10 protein-coding genes, 1 tRNA gene and 2 rRNA genes (1 of these 13 cut by a window edge) are annotated in these 16,941 nt (G+C 59.7%); 9 read left to right on the top strand and 4 right to left on the bottom strand.

Translation table 11 applies throughout. The features are described 5' to 3' along the window. The 3 genes from P5689_RS07120 to P5689_RS07110 all read left to right on the top strand — a co-directional run. Nucleotides 1-1,058: ribosomal RNA gene (locus P5689_RS07120) — 23S ribosomal RNA — on the top strand; it begins 1,679 nt to the left of the window's first position. Nucleotides 1,059-1,170: 112 nt separating this feature from the next. Next, nucleotides 1,171-1,285: ribosomal RNA gene (rrf, locus tag P5689_RS07115) — 5S ribosomal RNA — on the top strand. Between the two features lie 35 nt (nt 1,286-1,320). Further along, a tRNA-Met gene (locus P5689_RS07110) sits at nt 1,321-1,397 on the top strand. A gap of 432 nt (nt 1,398-1,829) precedes the next feature. On the opposite strand, the gene P5689_RS07105 is transcribed toward P5689_RS07110, so the two are convergent. From P5689_RS07105 to rfaE1, 3 genes are all read right to left on the bottom strand, one after another. Continuing rightward, nucleotides 1,830-2,345 carry a hypothetical protein gene (locus P5689_RS07105; RefSeq protein WP_023979952.1) on the bottom strand — a complete coding sequence of 172 codons (516 nt, stop codon included), beginning with the start codon at nt 2,343-2,345 and terminating at the stop codon, nt 1,830-1,832. Nucleotides 2,346-2,774: 429 nt separating this feature from the next. Beyond that, nucleotides 2,775-3,932, bottom strand: coding sequence for an AGE family epimerase/isomerase (locus tag P5689_RS07100; RefSeq protein WP_023979951.1), 1,158 nt, complete (start codon nt 3,930-3,932; stop codon nt 2,775-2,777). Nucleotide 3,933: 1 nt separating this feature from the next. Further along, nucleotides 3,934-5,412: a D-glycero-beta-D-manno-heptose-7-phosphate kinase gene (rfaE1, locus tag P5689_RS07095; protein ID WP_023979950.1), complete on the bottom strand. Its 1,479-nt coding sequence runs from the start codon at nt 5,410-5,412 to the stop codon at nt 3,934-3,936. A 230-nt stretch (nt 5,413-5,642) separates the two neighbouring features. On the opposite strand from rfaE1, the gene P5689_RS07090 reads away from it, so the two are divergent. The 6 genes from P5689_RS07090 (at nt 5,643) to P5689_RS07065 (ending at nt 15,257) form a co-directional block, all read left to right on the top strand. Next, the gene (locus P5689_RS07090) at nt 5,643-6,824 is read left to right on the top strand and encodes a S1C family serine protease (protein ID WP_023979949.1); all 1,182 of its coding nucleotides are present in this window, start codon (nt 5,643-5,645) and stop codon (nt 6,822-6,824) included. Between the two features lie 120 nt (nt 6,825-6,944). Then, nucleotides 6,945-7,625, top strand: a complete 681-nt coding sequence (locus P5689_RS07085; protein ID WP_023979948.1) for a response regulator transcription factor — start codon at nt 6,945-6,947, stop codon at nt 7,623-7,625. Between the two features lie 18 nt (nt 7,626-7,643). Then, the gene (locus tag P5689_RS07080) at nt 7,644-9,056 is read left to right on the top strand and encodes an ATP-binding protein (protein WP_122050758.1); all 1,413 of its coding nucleotides are present in this window, start codon (nt 7,644-7,646) and stop codon (nt 9,054-9,056) included. 122 nt (nt 9,057-9,178) lie between these two features. After that, nucleotides 9,179-9,505, top strand: coding sequence for a hypothetical protein (locus tag P5689_RS07075; RefSeq protein WP_031241686.1), 327 nt, complete (start codon nt 9,179-9,181; stop codon nt 9,503-9,505). A 125-nt stretch (nt 9,506-9,630) separates the two neighbouring features. Beyond that, nucleotides 9,631-12,690 (top strand): FAD-binding and (Fe-S)-binding domain-containing protein, encoded by a 3,060-nt coding sequence (locus tag P5689_RS07070; RefSeq protein WP_285532631.1) that lies wholly within the window; start codon nt 9,631-9,633, stop codon nt 12,688-12,690. A gap of 335 nt (nt 12,691-13,025) precedes the next feature. Continuing rightward, on the top strand, nt 13,026-15,257 hold the full coding sequence (locus P5689_RS07065) for a TonB-dependent siderophore receptor (protein ID WP_285532630.1): 2,232 nt from the start codon (nt 13,026-13,028) through the stop codon (nt 15,255-15,257). A 47-nt stretch (nt 15,258-15,304) separates the two neighbouring features. On the opposite strand, the gene P5689_RS07060 is transcribed toward P5689_RS07065, so the two are convergent. Next, entirely contained in the window at nt 15,305-16,756 is a 1,452-nt protein-coding gene (locus P5689_RS07060; protein ID WP_166930180.1) for a sugar porter family MFS transporter, read from the bottom strand. Nucleotides 16,757-16,941: the final 185 nt, after the last annotated feature.

The raw sequence follows: 16,941 nt of genomic DNA, 5'->3' as shown, positions 1-16,941 counted from the left end.
CGTATACGGCCTGACGCCTGCCCGGTGCCGGAAGGTTAAGAGGAGATGTGCAAGCATTGAATTGAAGCCCCGGTAAACGGCGGCCGTAACTATAACGGTCCTAAGGTAGCGAAATTCCTTGTCGGGTAAGTTCCGACCTGCACGAATGGCGTAACGACTTCCCACTGTCTCCAGCATCGACTCAGCGAAATTGAATTCCCCGTGAAGATGCGGGTACCCGCGGTCAGACGGAAAGACCCTATGAACCTTTACTGCAGCTTTGCAGTGGCATCAGAGACATCCTGTGTAGGATAGGTGGGAGGCTACGAACCCGGGACGCCAGTACCGGTGGAGCCGTCCTTGAAATACCACCCTGAATTTTTCTGATGTCTAACCGAGACCAGTCTAGCCTGGTCCGGGACCTGCATGGTGGGCAGTTTGACTGGGGCGGTCGCCTCCCAAAGTGTAACGGAGGCGCGCGATGGTGGGCTCAGGTCGGTCGGAAACCGACTGTCGAGTGCAATGGCATAAGCCCGCCTGACTGTGAGAGTGACAGCTCGAACAGAGACGAAAGTCGGCCATAGTGATCCGGTGGTCCCACGTGGACGGGCCATCGCTCAACGGATAAAAGGTACTCTAGGGATAACAGGCTGATCTCCCCCAAGAGTCCACATCGACGGGGAGGTTTGGCACCTCGATGTCGGCTCATCACATCCTGGGGCTGGAGCAGGTCCCAAGGGTTCGGCTGTTCGCCGATTAAAGTGGTACGTGAGCTGGGTTTAGAACGTCGTGAGACAGTTCGGTCCCTATCTGCCGTGGGTGTATGAGACTTGAGAGGATTTGTCCCTAGTACGAGAGGACCGGGATGAACATACCTCTGGTGTACCGGTTGTCGCGCCAGCGGCACAGCCGGGTAGCTAAGTATGGACGGGATAACCGCTGAAAGCATCTAAGCGGGAAACCCACCTCAAAACTAGGTCTCACAGGGCCGTGAAAGACCATCACGTCAATAGGCCGGGTGTGGAAGCGTGGTAACACGTGAAGCTAACCGGTCCTAATCGCCCATATCGCTCACACAACGCTCTCACAAGAGAGCATACACATGCATAGCAATCATCCACGCAATCACACTCATCATACACAAAACACCAACCTCCACACCGACACACAGTTGTCGGGTGGATCAGAAGACCTGGTGGCTATGGCGGGAGACTTCCACCCGATCCCATCCCGAACTCGGCCGTGAAACGCCCCAGCGCCTATGATACTGCATCTCAAGATGCGGAAAAGTCGGTCGCCGCCAGGTCCCCTGATCCACCCCACAAAACACACCACCACCCCCGCGGGGTGGAGCAGCCCGGTAGCTCGTCAGGCTCATAACCTGAAGGCCGCAGGTTCAAATCCTGCCCCCGCAACCAAAATACCCCTCAATACAGACATAAATCCCTACCCAACGCCTCAGCTTCACAGCACGAGGCGTCTTACGCGCGCGTATGGCTCGCGTTGAGCGCAGCCCAGATAACCCCTGATCCTGCGTCGAAAACGCTCACTGCCTCACAGCAGGCACGAATACCGCCATCAGCGCGACCCAGGTACAGGATAATCAAATCCTCGGCAGGAATGGCCCATGGTCGTTATAAATTCTCAAGGCGTAGCGGCCTCATGAAGGAGGATCGTTCTTGCTTGTAGACACTTGCAACAGGGGCTCTACGGCAGATCCTCTCCCGAGCAAGAACTTTACGAATCATTCGCAGAACATGTGCGAAATTCGAAACGATTCCCTCCGAAATTTATAGACTACAGCTGGAACCCCTTATCCTCGCTCGATATCGAGATTTGCAGGCAGGGCCTCAGAACCCGCCATAGAGATAGAATGGGATCAGGGCGAAGATAAACCAGGCGATGAGGAAGACCAGTGGCGCCTGATGGGCGAACATGCGACCGCGGCGCGCACGGTGATTCATCGCGCGAGCATCCTCGTCGCTTCTGGCCAGAGTGAACTCCGAAAGGTTGGGGCATTGCTTGTGCAGATGCTGCTCCTTCTCGTTCCATTTGCTGATTGCCGCATAGCCAGCGCGAATACCTGGCAAAGCCATCAAGGTCAGCATGAACCCTAAAAGCGAAAGCAGCGGCGGGATAAGGATCGCCATGCGATCGCCCCATCGCGTCGTTGAACCTGTCATGGCTGTGGCATAGGCGATGACCAGAAAGGCTTGCGAACTCAGGAGCGCCTGCAGGCGGCCATTGACCGTCTCTGTCTCGAACCGGATTTCGGAGCGGTAATAGGCGAGCAGTTCATTGTCCGTCGGTTTGCCATGGGCAATGACCTCTTCGGCCTCTGGCGGTGGAAAAGCAGGAATAACCATGATGCGTCCTCTCCTTGAGTTATGTCTGACAGGACGCGTTTCTTGTATCGTTTGGCCCAGAAGGCGACCGCGCTGAGCGCATGATCGCCGGGCCTGCCGCGTGAAGGATCAAAGCGCATGAGGCGCTTATCGGTTCGTCTTGTTGTTGATCGCTTGGATATGTTGCCATGAGCTTGCTTGTTAGGAGGCAAGCGCTGGGAGACATAGATATCAGTTCAGGCACAATGCTGGACCGTGCGCGCTTTGGATCAAAAGGAGGCGAGCTGATAACCCCCGACGTCTTCATCAGGATGTCTTCACGCGGTCCGGGAAGTGAACAGGCTCTAACGTCAGCCCACATAGCGGCCAGTAGGTGGCAGCATTAGCGCTTGGATCGCGGCCGCTTCGTGAGAGACCAGCCTCTCACGACGGCGAAAAGCCCCTGCTCACTCAGCGAGAGATGATTTCGCGTCCTGCACCATAGATGTGATAGAGAGAGCTTGCCGGCATGTAGTCGACCAGTGCGGCACTCCGCGCGTCGATATGGTCGACCCAGCCTCCGCCAAGCTGCGAGGGGGCGAAGATACGCAGGAAGGCAGCAGCATATGGCTCTGCGTCGTCGGTCTTGGGTGTCAGTCCCTGAGTGTAGAGCAGTCTCAACAGCTCGGTCTGCGCCCAGATCCGCGCCGAGTGCTCCTGGACCACATGCCTGTCGCTCATGCTGTCCAGCACGACGCGGCGTTGATGATCACAGCCATGCGTAAAGCCAGCCTCGAAAAGTGAAGCTGCTGTCTGTTTGCGCCATTCAGCCCCGCTCTCAGCTTCAGGTGTCAGACGACCGAAATCGCGTAACAGCCAGGACCATTCAAACAGATGACCTGCTTGCACCTGATTGGCACCATACGGGGCGAGGGGTGACCAGTCCGGGGCGAAGAATTCTAGGAGCAGCCCCGACCGTGTGTCGATCAGATGGGTGCGGGCCAGTTCGACAAGGCTCCGCGCCTTGTCGAGGTAGAACGAATCGCCCGTTGCCTCGAATACGACCAGATAGGCCTCAAGCAGATGCATGTGCGGGTTCTGGCTGCGTCGTGTCCCATCATCAGGTATCGCGTCGAGATAGCCACCGTTGTCTGCCGTAAAGATCAGGTCGATCTCATCAGCGATGCAGCGCGCCAAAGCCCGGTCTTTTGAGCGGTTTGCATAACGTATGGCCCAGCCGCAGGCGAAAAGGATGAAGGCATGGGCGTAGAGATCGCGTTTCGTACTGGCAGGGCGATCAGTCGGGTCGATCGAGAATACCCAGCCCGGCTGGGCATCGGTGCGGTGATAAAGCCTTTCGACCCGGTCCAGGCAATCAAGTGCCTGATTCCCCGCGGCATACACGCCATCCAGAGCAGCGCGGCAATAGGTCGCAATCTGCCGCGCCTGGACCATGAGTCTTGACGCATCGAGCCGGATGGGGCGCGCCTGCCAGTCAAGACGTTCGTGATACAGTACGCGTGACGGATCGAACCCGGCCTCGCTCCACAGGGGGAGGGCTTGCCCCACAAGCCAGTCGCGCCACTGATCCCGAATGGCGGGGGCCGTTTCTTGCTTGGCGCGGGTCATGTCACTCAGGTTTCAAACTCACTGGTTCCGGGCTCGTCGTCGCTGAAGGACCAGCCTTCATCTTGCGAACGATCGATGTTGTCGAACGCCCTGATACCAGATCGGCCAGAACGACGCGACCGCCCCAGGATTTCACTTCTTCGCCGCCTACAACCTGATCTTCAGTGTAATCAGCACCCTTGACCACGATATCCGGCCTGAGGGCGCAGATCGTTTCAAGAGGCGTGTCCTCGTCAAAAATGACGACCAGATCGACATCGCGCAGTGCGCCCATGACGGTTGCGCGGGCCCGCTCGTCCTGCAATGGGCGCTCTGCCCCCTTGAGACGACGTACCGAGGCGTCACTGTTCAGCGCGACGATTAGCTTGTCGCCCTCTCTGGCCGCGGCATGAATCAGCGCGATATGTCCGGGGTGGAGCAGATCGAAACAGCCATTGGTAAAGACCACGCGCGCACCATGCCGACGCCAGGCTTCGATAATTCCCTGGGCCTGGGGCAAAGTGGCAATAACACCATCACGGTCGATCTTGGATTTGAGGGCGGCGCTGAGTTCTGCGCGTGAAACGGTCGCAGTGCCCAGCTTGCCAACCACAATTGCCGCCGCATTGGTGGCAATGACCATGGCCGTGCGCAGATCGGCGCCGGCCGACATCATGGCCGCTACTGTCGCAACAACAGTGTCTCCAGCCCCCGAGACATCGAACACCTCGGATTGCGGAACATGCGCGTGGGTCATGCGCCCGTTGCGCTCAAGAAGGGTCATACCCTCTTCCGAGCGTGTCACAAGAACATCGCCGCCGAACTGCTCCTGTGCGGCAAGGGCTGCAAAATGGATTTCGGTGTCGCTGTTGACCGGTAGCCCTGTGGCTGCTGCCAACTCCTTGCGATTGGGCGTGATAAGCTGCGCGCCTTTATAGACCGAAAGATCCCGGCGCTTGGGGTCGACCACAACAGGGATGCCGCGCTGATTGGCTGCCTGAATGATGGCCTGAAGCACCTCGTTGCTCAGCACGCCTTTGGCGTAGTCGGAGCAGATCACGACATCCGCCTGGTCCATGGCAGCGAGTGATGCGGCGATCAGACGTTCCTGAACCGGCGGAGGAACGAGCACCGAGGGTTCTTCATCGATCCGCACGATCTGCTGGCGGCCGCTCAGCACGCGTGTCTTGGTGATGGTGACCCAGTCGGGATCTTCAACCAGATGGCCCAGATCGATGCCGGGTTCGCGCCCCACGGCCCGACGGAATTCCCTTGCCGAACCATCCTGCCCCACCAGCCCGACGAGTGTAACCGCGCAACCAAGCGCTGCGGCATTCATGGCCACGTTGGCAGCCCCTCCCGGCACGCTGCTGTGTTTGGCGCGCAGCAGCACCGGCACCGGTGCTTCGGGTGAGATACGATCGACCGAGCCGTGGATATAGCAGTCGAGCAGCAGGTCTCCGATGATCAGGACGCGCCCGAATATGAAGTCGCTAATCATCTGTAATCCCCGATAAAACCCGCCTCATGGCGCCACAGCATAGTCACTCTGTCGTCCTGCCAAAGGCGCGGGAGAATGACAATCCTGCTTCCCGTTCTGGAAGTGTCGGTCCCGCACCTTCGGGTGATGGCGCCTTGTCGCGGGTAAAAATGCAAGAGAGATGGAATCATTTCATTTCTGCGCTATCGTGCTGCCATGACCCTGAATATTGCCCTGCCTGTGGTTTGTTGATGCGCAAAGCTCTCCTCCTTCTCGTTCTGGCCGGGTTTGGCATTGACAGGGCCTATGCCTTGCCGGCGTTCCTGGAAAAATTCCTGCCACACCCGCCGCCGCAGCCCAGCCATCCGGCTATTCCCGCTGTGCCCCCTGCCAGCGCGGTGAAGATTCCGGCCCAGGCGGCGGTACCGGACGGAACGCCTGCCTTGCCCCCCGTGCTGGTGCAGTCGGGGCCACTCTCGTTTGCGCCGCTGGTGCAGCGTGTCATTCCGGCAGTCGTCAACATTGCCATCACACAGATAAGCTCGGAAGGCGGGGGCAAGGTGCCCGCCCAGATCAAGGGCACACCGCTCGAAAAGCGGTATCGCGAGAAAATGCAGCGCCATCAGGAGGAGATTCTTGGCGCTGGTTCAGGGTTTATCATTGATCCGTCCGGTATCATCGTGACGAATGATCACGTGGTCGGTGATGCCGATAACGTGACTGTCTCGCTCTCCAACGGGCAGGAACTGCCCGCCAAGCTCGTGGGGGTCGATGCCCTCACCGATATCGCCGTCATCAAGGTCGAATCACCCAAGCCACTGCCCTATGTGACCTGGGGAGACAGCCACAAGGTGAATGTCGGTGACTGGATCCTGGTTGCGGGCAACCCGTTCGGGTTCGGCTCGTCTGTCAGTGCCGGTATCGTTTCGGCGCGCGGGCGTGATCTGGGGGCGGGTTCCCTCGATGATTTCCTGCAGCTCGATGCGCCGATCAATCCAGGCAACTCCGGTGGTCCTGCCTTCAATATGAGAGGTCAGGTCGTGGCAGTGAATGCGGCCATGGTTTCCCCTGCCGGGGGATCGGTCGGGATCGGCTTTGGTATTCCCTCGGAAATCGTGGCCCCCATCGTGGAAGAGATACGCCGCACGGGCCATGTCGATCATGGCTGGCTGGGTGTCACGCTCGATGACGGTGACGGTTCTGTCGTGCTCGTGGATGTGGATCGTAACGGCCCAGCGCAGAAGGGCGGCCTGATGAAGGGCGACAAGATTACCGCCATCAATAACGCTCCAGTCGAAAACGGTCGTGCCTTGCTGCGTATCGTCGCTGCAGGAAAGCCGGGAAATGCCGTGACTTTCACGGTAATACGCAAGGGCAAGACCGTGACAGTGACACTTCCAATCGGGAAACGCCCGGCAGATGCCGATGAATGAGCGGACATTGCGTTCTTCGCCCTTTCTTCTGGCGCGTAACTGAAAGATAATAAGGTCACTGCAAAGTGAGGGGCGGGCGATCCTGCCCGTCATGGCCCGCGCCAAAGCCAAGGACTGATCATGCGTATTCTGCTTGTCGAGGATGATCCTACCGTCAGGAGCTTCATCGTGAAGGGACTGAAGGAAACCGGGCATCTCGTCGAGGAGGCCGATAATGGCAAGGACGGTCTCTTTCTGGCGGTCAGTGAGAATTTCGATATCGTTATTCTCGACCGGATGCTGCCCGGAGGCATTGACGGTCTGCGTATCCTGGAAACGCTTCGTGCCCAGAACAACGCAACGCCCGTGCTGCTTCTCTCGGCACTCGCCGATGTGGATGAGCGCGTTGCCGGCCTGAAGGCTGGTGGCGACGACTACATGACCAAGCCGTTCGCCTTCTCGGAGCTTCTGGCTCGTGTCGAGGCTCTGGCCCGTCGCGGAAGTGCCGAACAGGCACCGCAAACCAAGCTTGTTGTGGCCGATCTGGAAATGGATCTTCTCTCGCGCACCGTGAAGCGCGGTGAAGAGAAGATCGATCTGCAGCCGCGTGAATTTCGTCTGCTCGAATTCCTGATGCGTCATGCCGGTCAGGTCGTGACACGCACCATGCTGCTCGAGCGCGTGTGGGACTATCACTTCGACCCGCAGACGAACGTGATCGACGTGCATGTGTCACGCCTGCGCCAGAAAGTTGACAAGCCTTTTGAAACCGCGCTGATCCATACGATCCGCAATGCAGGTTACATCCTGCGCGCCAATTAAGCAGGATGATATAGCTCCATGAGGTTCAGCCTGTCGCGCTTTCCCCTGCTTCGCGTCTGGTGGAAGCGCGCCTGGCGGTTTCGTTCAGCCGGGCTGGGCTTCTCATTGGGCTATGGGCTGGTTTTTGCCCTTTCCGCCACACTCTTCCTGACCTTTCTGTGGTGGCACACCATCGGCGCGCTCGAGCGCGAGGTGGGGCAGGCAGTCGATGCCGACGCGCATGGTCTGGCAGAACGCTGGATGCAGGGTGGTCTTTCCAGCCTGCAGCGGGCCATTCAGGACAGGCTCGATCAGGATGTCGAGGATCAGGATCTCTATCTGCTGATCACACCGGGTGGCCAGAGGCTGGCTGGCAACATGCCCTCATGGCCCGAGGCGGTACAACGGGCCGATCGCTTTTACACGCTCAAGATCAGTCGGGCCGGCAACACGACTTCAGCCGCCATGCATGCCTATGTCCTGCCGGGTGGCCTGCAATTGCTGGTGGGCCGCGATATCAGGGGGCGGGATATCCTTCGCCGTGTGCTGACAGAAACCTTCCTGTGGTCATGGCTCATGGTGACAGCACTCGCCATTGGTGGGGCATGGGTTGTGCGCGGTATCTTCAGCCGTATTCTGAGCTCCATAGCCCGTACCACCACGGCGCTGGCCAATGGTGACATGCGTCAGCGTATGCCGCTGGTGGGTAATGATGTCGATCTCGTTGCCCATTCCATCAACCGCATGCTCGACCGTATTTCCAAGCTCATGGAAGGCGTGAAGCAGGTTTCCAACTCCATCGCTCATGATCTGCGCACGCCGATCACGCGTGCACGTAATCGTCTGGAAGATGCCGCCCTTCATGCGCGCTCGACCGAAGAGATGCATGACGCCATTTATCGTGCCGTGGCCGATCTGGATCATGTCACGGCGGTTTTTGATGCGCTCATGCGCATTGCCCAGATCGAGGCCGGTGCTCGCCGCGCGGCTTTCGAGACGACCGATCTCATCAGGCCGCTGCAGGATATCGCCGAGCTTTATGAGGCGACAGCCGAGGATGCCGGATTGCAGATTGCGCTCGATCTGCCGCCGCGCCTGCTCTTTCATGGTGACGCCCGCCTGATCCAGCAGGCCGTGGCCAACATGATCGACAATGCCATAAAATTTTCGCCTGCCGAAACGACGGTCACGCTACGGGCCAGCGTCTCCGGTAATCTGGTCCGTATCAGCGTGACTGATGAAGGCCCGGGCATGTCTGCGGAAGATCTGCTACGCGCCTCCGAGCGGTTCTTCCGTGCCGATCAGGCGCGCAATACACCGGGTGCCGGTCTGGGTCTGTCGCTGGTGCAGGCTGTCGCGCAGCTACACGGCGGCGCATTGGCGCTCGAGCCCCTGCAGCGGGGGCTTCGTGTCGTGCTCAGCCTGCCAGTAGAGGAAAACGGGCTGGGCTGAAAGGCCGACAGAGCGGGCGTTGTGGACTGTTTTGACACGCCGGGTCCAAAAACTGACTACATAAACAAGTCTTCATTCGCAGCCCATGAGAGCGCAATACGGACTGAATTAGTGCCGGTTCTATGACCCACACAGCCTTTGCGCTTTTTTGCCTGACCTGCGCGGTCGGGTTGCCTGGCGCTGCCAGAGCCGATGCCATACCGGGCGCAAGCACGGCGCCCGTGCATGAGGCCGTGCCTATGGCTGTCACCAGCGATACGCTGGATTATTGCCGCACCCTGGCTCGCAAGGTGCATCGCACGCTGCGTCAGACTGCGGCGGCTTCGGCGCCGATCATCAATCAGGCGATGTATCTGGAGCATGAAGGCGAGGCGCTCTGTGCTCACGGGCATCTGCGCTCGGGTATTGCGCAGGAAAGGCGGGCGCTGGTGGTTCTGACACGGTCCTGAGCAGGGCATCATCGGTGGCGGGTCCGTTCTGGCAGCCATCGGTGATGAAGGTGGCGTCACTATCGTTTCAAGGTGGTTCAGGCTAATCCAGTGCCAGCGCGTGCCCTCGTGATGGATGACCGGCCATGACCATGATTGCTGTTCTCGACAAGACCCCAGGCAATGCGGCGGATCATGCCGCTTTCCTCACGGCACTGCGTCAGCAGGGATTCGAGGGCGAGATCGGCACGACGCACGATACGCGTCTGGTTCATGCGACCGATAATTCCATCTATCAGCGTCACCCCGAGGCCGTGGTCTTTCCTCGGCACAGGCAGGATCTGATCGTGCTGGCCCGGCTTGCGGGCGAGCCCGTCTGGCGCGGTATCACCATTGCACCGCGTGGCGGCGGAACGGGCACGAATGGCCAATCCCTCACCGATGGCATCGTGGTCGACCTGTCCCGACACATGAACGCTATCCTCGAAATCAATGTCGAGGAGAAATGGGTGAGGGTGCAGCCCGGCGTGGTGAAGGACCAGCTCAATGCGGCCATTGCCCGTCATGGGCTGTTCTTCGCCCCCGAACTCTCGACATCCAACCGTGCCACGATCGGCGGCATGATCAGTACCGATGCCAGTGGGCAGGGAAGCTGCACCTATGGCAAGACACGCGACCATGTGCTCAGTGTTACGGCCGTGCTTGTGGGCGGCGACGTGCTCGACACGTCACCGCTTGATGAGAGCGAACTGGCGGTGCGCCGTCAGGGTCATTCCCGCGTGGCGCAGATTCATGATTGCGTAGCGTCGATCCATGATCGTGAGCGCGACACGATCGAGACGGTGTTCCCCAAACTCAACCGCTGTCTGACCGGCTATGATCTGCGTCATCTGCGCAATGAGGCCGGGCAGTTCGATCTGACCAGTCTGCTCTGTGGATCGGAAGGGACACTCGGATTTCTGGCCGAGGCGAAACTCAATCTGCTGGCCATTCCGCCGCACAGTATTCTGGTCAATATCCGCTACGACAGCTTCATGGATGCACTGCGCGACGCGCGCGCGCTGATCGGGCTCAAGCCGCTCTCGATCGAGACCATCGATTCCAAAGTGCTTGGCCTTGCCATGCAAGATTTTGTCTGGAGCTCGGTCGAAAGCTATTTCCCGCAGGATGAGGCTGGCCCTGCGAAGGGGCTCAATCTGGTCGAGTTTGCCGGTCATGATGAGGCCGAACTCGAAAGGCAGGTCGAGGGCTTTCTGGAGCATCTGCGGCAGGATCAGACGGTACGTCGCCGGGGCCATACGCTGGCCAGGGGACGCCAGGCAGTCTCGCAGGTCTATGCCATGCGCAAGCGCGCTGTGGGTTTGCTCGGCAACGTGCAGGGGAAGGCGCGGCCCCAGCCCTTCGTTGAGGATACCGCTGTGCCGCCGGAAAAACTGGCGGATTTCATTGCCGAGTTCCGGGCGCTTCTCGATGGGCATGGGCTGGATTACGGCATGTTCGGCCATGTGGATGCCGGCGTGCTGCATGTCCGCCCCCTGCTGGACATGCGCAACCCCGATGATGCTGCCCTGATTCGCCCACTGAGTGACGCCGTGCATCGTCTGACACGCCGTTATGGCGGGTTGCTGTGGGGAGAGCATGGCAAGGGGGTGCGGTCGGAATATGTGCCGGATGTGTTCGGCCCGCTTTATCCCTGCCTGGAACAGATCAAGGGTGTGTTCGACCCGCATAACCAGCTCAATCCCGGCAAGATCGCGGCCCCTCCGGGCGCTTCAGCACCGCTTCTGCTTGTTGATGACGTGCCGATGCGCGGGGCGCAGGATCGACAGATTCCCGATCCGGTCTGGCAGGGTTATGGCACGGCGCTGCATTGCAACGGCAATGGCGCGTGCTTCAATTACGATCAGGACGATCCGATGTGCCCGTCCTGGAAGGCAACGCGTGACCGGCGTTTCTCCCCCAAGGGGCGCGCCTCGCTCATGCGCGAATGGCTGCGCCTGCAGGCTGGCGCGGGTGTGGATACGGCGGCGCTGGAGGCGCATGCGCCAAGCCTGATCGACCGCGTCTCGGCGCAGTTTCGGCGCAGGCAGAGCACACCGGTCGATTTTTCGCATCAGCTCTATGACAGTCTCGCCACCTGTCTGGCCTGCAAATCCTGCACCAGCCAGTGCCCGGTCAAGGTCGATGTGCCTGATTTCCGCTCCCGCTTTCTCAATCTGTACCACCAGCGCTATGCCCGCCCACTGCGCGATTATGTCGTGGGGTTGATCGAATATACCCTGCCACTCATGGCGCGTATGAGGCGTCTCTATAATGCCGTGGTCGGCCTGAAGCCGATGGCCGCGCTAGGCAAAACCCTGCTTGGCCTTGTCGATATGCCGCCCCTCTCACGCAGCGGACTGGTAGAAACCTGCCGCCGCTGGCACGTGCAGCCTGCCACACCTGAGCGTCTGGTGGCCCTGACCGAGGCAGAGAGGGCACGGTCTGTCATTCTGATGCCGGACCTGTTCACCCGTCATTTCGAGGCCCACCTTGTTGAGGCGTTTATCGAGCTGGCGGCGCGCTGCGGTTACAGGGTCTATCTTGCCGAGAGCTTGGCCTGCGGCAAGCCGCTGCATGTGCATGGCTTTCTTGGGTTGTTTGCCCGACAGGCGCGTCGCAATGCCGCATGGCTGCGCATACTGGCCTCGTTCGGGGTGCCGATTGTCGGGCTCGATCCTGCCATGACGCTGATCTACCGGCAGGAATACCGCAAGATTGCCGGGCTTGAGGCTCTGCCTGAGGTGCAACTGCCTCAGGAGTTTCTGTTGCATGCCTTGCCCCGGATGCAGGACGCTCCGCAAGCAGCGGCCGGTTTCGTGTTTCTTGGGCACTGCACGGAAAAGACAGCTCTGACGGGTTCGGGGGCAGACTGGCAGGCCCTGTTTGCGCGGCTTGGCCTTGGTTTGCAGCTGGAAAAGACGGGGTGCTGCGGTATGTCCGGCACCTTCGGTCACGAAGCGCGCAATGTGGAAACGTCCCGCGTGATTTTCGAGCAGTCCTGGGGGGCGCATCTGGACAGACAGGGTGAGAAAGTTGTGCTGGCCAGCGGTTATTCGTGCCGTAGTCAGGTCAAGCGCTTCCGCGGGGCACGGCTCGATCATCCGCTCGTAGCCCTGCTGGATCGTCTGCGTGACATTGCACCGGAGTCCACGCGTCCGGTCTGATTGCGTGCGCTGCCGGTGTGTAAAACGCGTCGTCATCAGGGAGCCGGATCATTCGACCGTCTCATGGCGAGATGCGTCAGACTTCTCCATGACGGATGTAACAGGCAATGCCGCTTAGTCAAAGGCAGCCACTTCTTCGCTCAGTCCCTCCCGTGGCGTGAGCTCAATGCGTAGATATGTACACGATCTAAGATCGAAACGTGTCGTCACGGTCACAAGGGCGGTTGGACCCTGATCGCCTTGATTGACAGGCAGGCTGGCGGTTTCTAAGGAAACCTCAATGCAAATGAGAAACGTTCTCATTTGTTTCCCTGTTTGTCTGTTCCGGTAGATTGATGTCCGTTTCCCTGCGTGCCGCCTTGTGTCTGTCCTCATTCCTCTCGGCGGCAATGGTGCCGGGTGCGCTCGCTCAGGAACGCCAAACCCTGCCGGAGAAGGCGTCACCCCATGTAGGGGCGAGGCAGAACAGGGCCACACCTGCACAGCCAGCCGCGCGACCTCAGGCAGCAAAAGCTCAATCCGCCCAAGGAGCTCATGAGGGTATTCACGAGACCATTCGTGTGGCGGGCAGGCGCGGGGGCTTTCTTCCCGCTGCCGCAAGCAGTGCCACAAAGACATCGACGCCGCTGGAGCTGACGCCACAGAATATCACGGTCATCACACAGGAGCGTATGAGCGTGCTCAACGCCCGCAGCCTGTCCGAGGCCGTGCACTACGCAGCAGGCGTTTCGGATTACGGGTCGAAGGACGACCCGCGCGGCTATTTTGGCACGATCCGCGGGTTCACGCCCGATATCTATCTTGATGGCACACGCGCTCCTGATGCCAGCACATCGCAGAGTTTCAGCATCGAGCCCTGGGGGCTTGAGGAGATGGATGTCTTGCGCGGGGCATCTTCGGCTCTCTACGGGTCGGGGCAGCTTGGGGGCATCATCAATGCTGTCAGCAAACGTCCGCATCCGGATCAGGTCAATGAGATCGATTTCCAGACCGGTTCCTATGGTCGTGTTCAAGGCGCGGTCGATGTCGGCGGCGCACTGAATGCCCGCAAGACTCTACTCTGGCGATTCAACGGGCTGATACGCAAGTCGGACACCTACGCGCGCAATATCAAGAACAACGAGATATATGTGGCACCCTCGCTGAGCTGGCGCCCTGATGAAAAAACCACGCTTACCCTGCTCACCAGTTTCGAGCAGCTCGATGCCGGGTCGACGGCGCAATTCCTGCCGGCTGTCGGGACCGTCCTGCCCTCGCGCTGGGGCCAGATTGCCCGCAACTTCCTGAGCAGCGATGCGGATTATGATGTCTACTCAAAGCGTCAGGTGGCGGTAGGCTATAATTTTGTCCGGCACATCCTGCCCAACTGGACCATCACGCAAAACATGCGTTACGCGCATCTCGACGTGCTCTACCGTTTCGTGACCACCTCGTCACTTTCAGCGGATAAACAGAGCATCAATCGCACCGCGCTCAACCAGCAGGGCAACTACAACAACGTCACCCTCGATACGCGGTCGGCAGTGACCTTCCATACGGGGGGTATTCATCATGAAATCCTGACAGGCGTGGATTTTCGCAGTGATTTTCTGGCCAATCGCCGCGGCCAGCGCGCAGCCCCCGCGCTCAATCTCTACAAGCCGGTTTATCGTGCCATCATCTGGCCAGGCTATGGCACCACCACGAGCACAAACGAGACGGAAACAGATACCGGGATCTATGCGCAGGAACAGGCCAACTGGCAGCGCTGGTATCTTATCCTGTCAGGCCGCGGTGATTTCACCCAGAGCATGACGGTCAATAATCTCAATGGCGGGCGGACACCGCAAAACAACAACGCTTTCACGGGGCGGGTCGGGCTGGTCTATCAGTCTTCCATAGGGCTCAACCCCTATGTTTCCTACGCGACGTCATTCCAGCCCCAGGTCGGGACGACATTCGGTGGTTCGGCCTTCGTGCCGACCACAGGCAAGCAGATCGAGGCAGGTGTCAAATACAAGCCGGTCAAACCCCTGCGTGGTGTGGATAATTTCATGCTTACGGCTGATTTCTTCAATCTGGTGCAGGATAATGTCCTGACAGCCGATCCGGCCAATTCGTCTTTCAGCGTGCAGACCGGGCGGCAGAGAACACGCGGCTTCGAGTTCGAAGGTGTAGGTCGTTTACCCTACAGGATCGATTTCATCGCAAGCTTTACCTATCAGGATCCGCGTGTGATGCGCTCGACAGTGGCAGCGCAGGTTGGGCAGCGGCCTGTGGCAATTCCCTCCCATATGGCGTCGCTGTTCCTCAAGCGTGACGTTGCCTTTTCGGCGCTCTGGCAGGCCGGTCTCGGGGCGGGCATGCGCTACACGGGTAATACTGCGGGCTCCATTCCCCTCACATTTTCCGTGCCTTCGCAGCTCGTATGGGATTTGCAGGCCCATATCGACCGGGGGCGCACGCGGGTGCAGTTCAACGGCACCAATATCGCCAATCGCAAATATGTAGCCATGTGCACCCGCGATGTTGCCTGCGCCTGGGCGCCCGGGCGCGCGGTATTCGTGACCCTGTTGCAGCGCTGGTAAGGCATAGCGACGGTAACATCCCGACGGGTCGCCTTCATGCCCCTCGCTCAGTGGGTCGTCTTTCGCGAAAGGAAGTCACCCTCATTCAGACTGCGTTCAATGGCTTCCAGCGAGCGGCCCTTTGTTTCGGGAATACGGCGCTCGATGAAGATCCAGGCAAGAGTGGTCAGGGCTGCAAAGAGAAGGAAGGTGCCCGATACGCTGATCATCGAGATGATGGACAGGGTCACCATCGAGATCAGCAGATCGAAAGACCAGTGCGAGACGGTGACAAGGCCCATGCCCTTGCCGCGCACAGCGAGCGGAAAGACCTCGGCACCTACCAGCCAGAGCGAGGCATTGATGCTCCCCAACGTGCAAAGCACATACAGAATCAGGCCAGCTACCGCGAAAAAGCGCCCCATACCCTGCGGGTCGCCACCGAAGAACACGACAGCCAGAACGATCAGGGCAAGGATCGACCCGGGCAGCACGCGCAGCATGAGGCGACGACGCCCCCAGTGATCCACGGCCCAGAACCCGAACACCGTCGCAACGGTGATGGCCACGCCAATGGCTAGCGAAATGAGCAGGGCAGAATTGCGGTCGAACCCCGCGCCGGAAAGGATGGTCGGGGCATAGGTCAGGACGGCATTTGTGCCGGTTACCTGACTGAACATGGCCAAGCCGGTTCCGGCAATCAGGGCCGGGCGGAGCCGAGGCGAGAAAAGCAGGCGCCAGCTCCCCTGTTCCTGCGCGGCACCCTCAATGTCACGCATTTCGGCCTCGGGGTCCTCACCGGGGCCCCGGAGGCTGCGCAAAATCGCGATGGCCTCGTCCCGTCGGCCCTTTGCGGCAAGAAAGCGCGGGCTTTCGGGCAGGAAAATGAGGCCGACCAGCAGCATCAGCGCGGGAATGGCACCGATGAGCACCATCATGCGCCAGTCTCCTCCCCGGTCGAGCAGTCGGATGAGCAAGGGGCTGCCGCTCAGCCACCAGCCGATCAGCGAACTGATAAGGACGCCGCTAACGATGGCCAGCTGAAACAGCAGGACGAGCCGCCCCCGTCGTGAAGCTGGTGCCAGTTCAGCGATATAGACGGGCACGATCTGGCTGGCGGCACCGACGGCCAGACCAAGCAGCAACCGCATGAGCGTCAGTTCCGTAGGGGACATGGCCATTGCCGAGCCGATAGAGCCAAGCAGGAACAGCGCCCCCGACAGCCCGACCACCATGCGACGTCCCAGTCGGTCTGATAGCGGCCCTGCGGCCATGCATCCCAGCAAGGCACCGGCAACCATGCCTGCGGCAATAGCCTGTTTGCCCAGCGTGCCGAGAGTGAAGCTGTCACCCAGTGTCAGGAGTGCCGCAGAAATGATGCCCTGATCATAGCCGAAGAGAATACCCGCCAGACCTGCCACGCAGGACGCGATGAACACGCGTCGGTGCCCCGCCTGCCCTGAGTGGGTGTTGTTTTCAAGGGCTGTGCCGGACGTACCTGCCGGGTGAGTCGAACGCATGATGGCCTCTCAGACGCGGATCATCCAGGCGATCCGTGCCCAAGTGGTGTGAGAAATATTTTCGATACGAAAGACAAGATTTCGTTACGAAAGGTTCTCGAGGTGTGATTTCAACCAGCGTAGCGCGGACAAATCACAGGATTCGTCAGGTGAATCGGGTATCATAGCGTCACGCGTAACATTTT

This window comes from Asaia sp. HumB (assembly GCF_030263835.1).
Lineage (GTDB): Bacteria > Pseudomonadota > Alphaproteobacteria > Acetobacterales > Acetobacteraceae > Asaia > Asaia bogorensis.
The sequence above is the reverse complement of the archived record's forward strand: the minus strand, read 5'-3'. Positions and strand labels throughout refer to the sequence as shown.

What these genes read in the sequence shown, in the direction of transcription:
- P5689_RS07075 (WP_031241686.1), top strand. Translation starts at nt 9,179, where the DNA reads ATGACCCACACAGCCTTTGCGCTTTTTTGCCTGACCTGCGCGGTCGGG.
- P5689_RS07105 (WP_023979952.1), bottom strand. Translation starts at nt 2,345, where the DNA reads ATGGTTATTCCTGCTTTTCCACCGCCAGAGGCCGAAGAGGTCATTGCC.
- P5689_RS07080 (WP_122050758.1), top strand. Translation starts at nt 7,644, where the DNA reads ATGAGGTTCAGCCTGTCGCGCTTTCCCCTGCTTCGCGTCTGGTGGAAG.
- P5689_RS07085 (WP_023979948.1), top strand. Translation starts at nt 6,945, where the DNA reads ATGCGTATTCTGCTTGTCGAGGATGATCCTACCGTCAGGAGCTTCATC.
- P5689_RS07070 (WP_285532631.1), top strand. Translation starts at nt 9,631, where the DNA reads ATGACCATGATTGCTGTTCTCGACAAGACCCCAGGCAATGCGGCGGAT.
- P5689_RS07100 (WP_023979951.1), bottom strand. Translation starts at nt 3,932, where the DNA reads ATGACCCGCGCCAAGCAAGAAACGGCCCCCGCCATTCGGGATCAGTGG.
- P5689_RS07060 (WP_166930180.1), bottom strand. Translation starts at nt 16,756, where the DNA reads ATGCGTTCGACTCACCCGGCAGGTACGTCCGGCACAGCCCTTGAAAAC.
- rfaE1 (WP_023979950.1), bottom strand. Translation starts at nt 5,412, where the DNA reads ATGATTAGCGACTTCATATTCGGGCGCGTCCTGATCATCGGAGACCTG.
- P5689_RS07090 (WP_023979949.1), top strand. Translation starts at nt 5,643, where the DNA reads ATGCGCAAAGCTCTCCTCCTTCTCGTTCTGGCCGGGTTTGGCATTGAC.
- P5689_RS07065 (WP_285532630.1), top strand. Translation starts at nt 13,026, where the DNA reads ATGTCCGTTTCCCTGCGTGCCGCCTTGTGTCTGTCCTCATTCCTCTCG.